Here is a 4,953-nt window from a genome sequence, read left to right as displayed (position 1 = left end):
TGAGTAGGGCGAGGACCGCGGCCCAGACCGTGCCGAACACGAGGGGCCCGACGTAGGACCAGAAGTCATCGGTGAGGATCGAGGCCGTCTCGCCGGTGGCGAAGAAGGCGGGCACCGACTGGGCGATGAGGAAGATCGCGACGGCGGCGAGCGTGACGACGATCATGCTGCCGGCGAAGAGGGCAGAGCGCGAAAAAACGCGGTCACCGAGCCGACTGGTGGCTTTCGGTGCCGCGGAGACTGTGGTCATCTGCTGTCTGGTTCCTTGCGGGGTGTGGGGTGGCCGGGGGAGCGGGGCTCGGGTGGGCGGCGGGGCCGCCCACCCGAGCGAGGCGGTTACTTGATGGCGGCGATCGCGGCGTCGATCTTGGTGCGGAGGTCCGCGGAGATCGGGGCGCTGCCCGAGGCCTCTGCGGCGACCTGCTGGCCCGCTTCGCTGGCCATGTAGCCGAAGTAGCTCTTCACGAGCTCGGCGGTCTTGGGCTCCGCGTACTCCTCGCAGCCGATGAGGTAGGACACGAGCACGATCGGGTAGACCCCGGCCTCGGTGGAGGTGCGGTCGATCTCGATCGCGAGGTCGTTCGCGCCGCGGCCCTCGGCCAGCGGGGACTTGTCGATGATGGCGGCGGCCGCCTCGGGGGTGTACCCCACGTACTCGTCGCCGACCTTGATGTTGACGGTGCCGAGGTCACCGGCGCGGGAGGCGTCGGCGTAGCCGATGGTGCCGACGCCGTTGGTCACGGCGTCCACGAGGCCGGAGGTGCCCTGGGCCGCCTCGCCGCCCTGGATCGGCCACTCCTCGACCGAGCCGTGCGTCCACTCAGCGGAGGCCGCAGCGCCCAGGTACTCGGTGAAGTTCCCGGTGGTGCCCGACTTGTCGGAGCGGTGCACGGGGTTGATGGCCTGGTCGGGCAGCTTCGCGTCGGCGTTCTGCTCGGCGATCGCGGGGTCGTTCCACGTCGTGATCTCGCCGGAGAAGATCTTCGCGACGGTGGCCGCGTCCAGGTTCAGGCTGTCGATGCCGTCCAGGTTGAAGATGACGGCGATCGGGGAGATGTAGAGGGGGAGCTCGACGACGCCGGAGCCGGCGGCGCACCCCTGGAAGGGCCCGGCGGTGAGCTCTTCGGCCTTGAAGGCCCGGTCGGAGCCGGCGAAGGCGGAGGCGCCCTGCTGGAAGGTTTCGCGCCCCGCGCCCGAGCCGGAGGGGTCGTAGTCGATGGTGACGTCGGCGTTGTCGGTCTGGAACCCGGCGATCCACGCCTGCTGGGCCGCGTCCTGCGAGGAGGCGCCCGCGCCGACGAGGTTGCCGCTCAGCGAGGAGCTTGCGCCCTCGGTGCTGCCGTCGGACGCGGCGGGGCCCGACTCGTTGGCGGCGCAGGAGGTGAGTGCGAGGGCCGCAATCCCGGAGATGACAGCCGCTTTCAGTACAGGTGAGAACTTCACGAAGTGTGGTCCATTTCGGTGTGAGCTTGGTGGGGCGGAATTGCCTCGCTTGTCACGCTAAGCGCCCCACATGACCACTGTGGGGCGTCAAGGTAAACGGCAGGTGAATTCAGGAGGCGGTCCGGGGCGAAGAATCCGCGACTGAGGCGTCCCGCGGCGTTCACGAGCGCGACACCCGCGCGTCGGGCGTGTCGGGTGCCCCCGGGTGAACGGAGAGGTTTTGGGGTGCTCCCTGCTCGATCTCGAGCCCGACGGGGTGGGGCACGAGGGGGCCATCGACACGGCGGACGAGGGGCTTGAACCGGGCCGCAGACAACGTTCTGACGCGTGGAGAGCACGCGTGAGGGACGCCGGGGCACGCGTCACGGTGCGGTGTGAGCCGTCAGGGCTTGACCGGGTAGACCTCGACGCCGAGGATGCCGGCGCCGGGGTTCGTTTTTGAGAAGTGGAACACGGAGAAGCCGCCCGGGGGCAGCTCGACGGCCTCGCGCAGGTACGTGCCGGTCAGGCTCCCGGTGGCCAGGGCAAGCTCGCGGGCGGCGTCGGGCAACACGGGGCGGTGCGTGCAGATGATCGAGTTCTTGCCGCGGCGCACGACCTTGCCGATCACGCGGCGGAGGGCGTCGATGTCCCCGGCCTCCCAGGAGTCCTGGCTGAGCCCGTCGTAGACGCGTACCGCCTTATCCAGGTGCTGCGCGATCGGGGTCACGGTGCGCAGGCAGCGCTCGGCCGAGGACGACAGAATGCGCGCCGGGCCGAAGGCCGCGAGCGTCGGCACGAGCGTGTCCGCCTGGTCCTCGCCCGCGTCCGAGAGGGGCCGGAGCCGGTCCTCCGGCGTGGCCTCGGAGCGCGGCTCCGCCTTCGCGTGCCGGAGCAGGATCACGGAGAAGGTTTCCAGGGCGTTGTGCTCGCTGAGCCGGACGAACACGTCGAGGATATCGCGGTCAGCCGCGTAACTCAGCCGCTTCCTGGCCTGCTTCACGGTGGCCCACTCGAGCGCTTCCACCTCGCGGTTCGGCACGAAGGAGGAGTTTCGGATCGCCTCCTCGGTGACGTGCGCCGCCCAGTACTGCACGGTCTTCTCGCCGCCGCCGGGCATCGTGTAGTGCACGGTGCCGAGGTTCGCGCCGAGGGCGACGCCGAGCCCCGTCTCCTCCTCGATTTCGCGCACCGCGGCCTGCGGCACGGACTCGCCGGGATCGACCTTGCCCTTGGGGAAGGAGACATCCTTATGCTTCGTCCGGTGGATCAGGAGCACCATGATCTCGCCGTCGACGAGCCGCCAGGGGATCGCCCCCGAGGCGAGCACGGGACGGGTCACCGGTCCCGCCTCGCGCGGAAGCTCTGGCGCTGCTGCATCACGATGTCCTGCAGCTCGGGCAGGGGCTCGCCCTCGTCGCTGATGATGCGGCGCTGCCAGGTGTCGTCGGGCATGAGCTTCCAGGTGGACAGCCCCTCGTCGAAGGCGAGGGCGAAGAGCTCGTTGATCTGCGCGAGGTGCTCCTCCTCCTTCAGGCGCACGAGCACCTCGACGCGGCGGTCCAGGTTGCGGTGCATGAGGTCGGCGCTGCCGATGTAGATCGAGTCCCAGCCGCCGTTGTGGAAGGCGTAGATCCGGGAGTGCTCCAGGTAGCGACCGAGCACCGAGCGGACCCGGATCGTCTCGGACAGCCCCGGCACCCCGGCCTTGATCGAGCAGATGCCGCGCACCCAGATGTCAATGGGGACCCCGGCGCGGCTGGCCCGGTAGAGCGCGTCGATGACGATCTCGTCAACCATCGAGTTCGCCTTGATCTTGATCCCGGAGGGCTCGCCCGCCTCCGCCGCTGCGGTCTCCTTCGCGATGTGCTCCAGGAGCCCGTCGCGCAGGTGCAGGGGGGCCACGAGCAGGCGGTCGTACTTCTTCTCGATCGCGTACCCCGAGAGCACGTTGAACACCCGGGTCAGGTCCCGGCCCACGGTGTCGGAGGACGTGAAGAGACCAAAGTCCTCGTAGATCCGGCTGGTCTTCGGGTTGTAGTTGCCCGTGCCGATGTGGCTGTAGTGCTTGAGAATGCCGTTCTCCTCGCGCACGACGTGCACGAGCTTGCAGTGCGTCTTCAAACCGACGAGGCCGTACACGACGTGCACGCCGGCCTTCTCCAGCTTGCGCGCCCAGGTGATGTTCGCCTCCTCGTCAAAGCGGGCCTTCACCTCGACGAGGGCCAGGACCTGCTTGCCGGACTCGGCGGCCTTGATGAGCGCGGCCACGATCGGGCTGTCGCCCGAGGTGCGGTACAGCGTCTGCTTGATCGCGAGCACGTTCGGGTCCGCGGCGGCCTGCTCCAGGAAGGCCTGCACGCTCGTCGCGAAGGACTCGTAGGGGTGGTGGACGAGGATTTCGCGGCGAGAGATCGCCTTGAACAGGTTCGCCTTGCTGCTCGGGTTCGGCGGGCGCAGGTACGCGTTCGTCACGGGGATGTGCTTCGGGTACTTCAGCTCGGGTCGGTCCAGGCCCGTCAGGCCGAAGAGACCGCGCAGATCGAGCGGGCTCGGCAGCGTGTAGACCTCGCGCTCCGTGATGTCGAACTCGCGGATCAGGAGATTCAGGGTGTCCTCGTCCATGTCCTCGGAGATCTCCAGGCGGATGGGCGGGCCGAACCGGCGGCGCAGCAGCTCCTTCTCGAGCGCCTGAATGAGGTTCTCGGTCTCGTCCTCCTCGATCTCCACGTCCTCGTTCCGGGTCACCCGGAACACGTGGTGATCGAGCACCTCCATCCCCGGGAAGAGATCGTCGAGCTGATTCGCGATGAGCTCCTCGAGCGGGATGAAGCGCACGGACTCGTCCGACTCGCGCCGGTCCACCCGGATCAACCGGGGGATCATCTGCGGCACCTTCAGCCGGGCGAACTCCTCCTTGTCGGTGCGGGGGTTCCGAATCCGGATGGAGAGGTTGAGCGAGAGCCCCGAAATGTAGGGGAAGGGGTGGGCCGGGTCCACGGCGAGCGGCATCAGAATCGGGTAAATGTGCTGCTCGTAGTAGGTGCGCAGAATCTCGTGGTCCGCGGCGTCGAGGCTCGACCAGTCCACCACGTGGATCCCGGCCTCCTTGAGTTCCGGCGAGACCAGATTCTGATACGCCCCCGCGTGCCGCAGCTGCAGCTCATAGGCCTTCGCGCGAATGTCAGCGAGCACATCGCTTGGCGCGCGCCCCACGTTCGTCGGCACCGCGAGGCCCGTCACGATGCGGCGCTTGAGCCCCGCGACGCGCACCATGAAGAACTCGTCCAGGTTGGAGGCAAAGATCGCCAGGAAGTTCGCCCGCTCCAGGATCGGGATCGTGGGGTCCTCCGCCAGCTCCAGCACCCGCTGGTTGAACGCGAGCCAGCTCATCTCCCGATCGAGGTAGCGATCGGTCGGCAACGGCAGCAGCTCGGTCGTTTCGGTGGTGTTCTCGCTCATGATGCCCATTCTGACAGGTGACGGTGACGAATCGGGGGAAAGAATGCGTGGCCCGGGGATGACCGCTTC

General features: G+C 68.2%; 3 protein-coding genes and 1 pseudogene. All 4 read right to left on the bottom strand.

Annotated elements, in window-relative coordinates; translation table 11 throughout:
* Positions 1–250: pseudogene (locus OOT08_RS04910) on the bottom strand (phosphate ABC transporter permease subunit PstC); the annotation flags it as partial.
* Between the two features lie 86 nt (positions 251–336).
* Positions 337–1,443, bottom strand: coding sequence for a phosphate ABC transporter substrate-binding protein PstS (locus OOT08_RS04905; protein ID WP_325091442.1), 1,107 nt, complete (start codon positions 1,441–1,443; stop codon positions 337–339).
* A gap of 382 nt (positions 1,444–1,825) precedes the next feature.
* Positions 1,826–2,764 carry an NUDIX hydrolase gene (locus OOT08_RS04900; RefSeq protein WP_325091441.1) on the bottom strand — a complete coding sequence of 313 codons (939 nt, stop codon included), beginning with the start codon at positions 2,762–2,764 and terminating at the stop codon, positions 1,826–1,828.
* A complete protein-coding gene (locus OOT08_RS04895; RefSeq protein ID WP_325091440.1) occupies positions 2,761–4,884 on the bottom strand; it encodes an RNA degradosome polyphosphate kinase in 2,124 nt (707 codons plus the stop codon). Before OOT08_RS04895 ends, OOT08_RS04900 begins: the two co-directional genes overlap by 4 nt.
* Between the last annotated feature and the right edge of the window lie 69 nt (positions 4,885–4,953).

Origin of the sequence: Leucobacter sp. M11 (genome assembly GCF_035726885.1) — a bacterium.
Classification (GTDB): domain Bacteria; phylum Actinomycetota; class Actinomycetes; order Actinomycetales; family Microbacteriaceae; genus JAPFRB01.
The sequence above is the reverse complement of the archived record's forward strand: the minus strand, read 5'-3'. Positions and strand labels throughout refer to the sequence as shown.

Coding starts and splice junctions, on each gene's coding strand:
- OOT08_RS04895 (WP_325091440.1), bottom strand. CDS start 4,884: ATGAGCGAGAACACCACCGAAACGACCGAGCTGCTGCCGTTGCCGACC.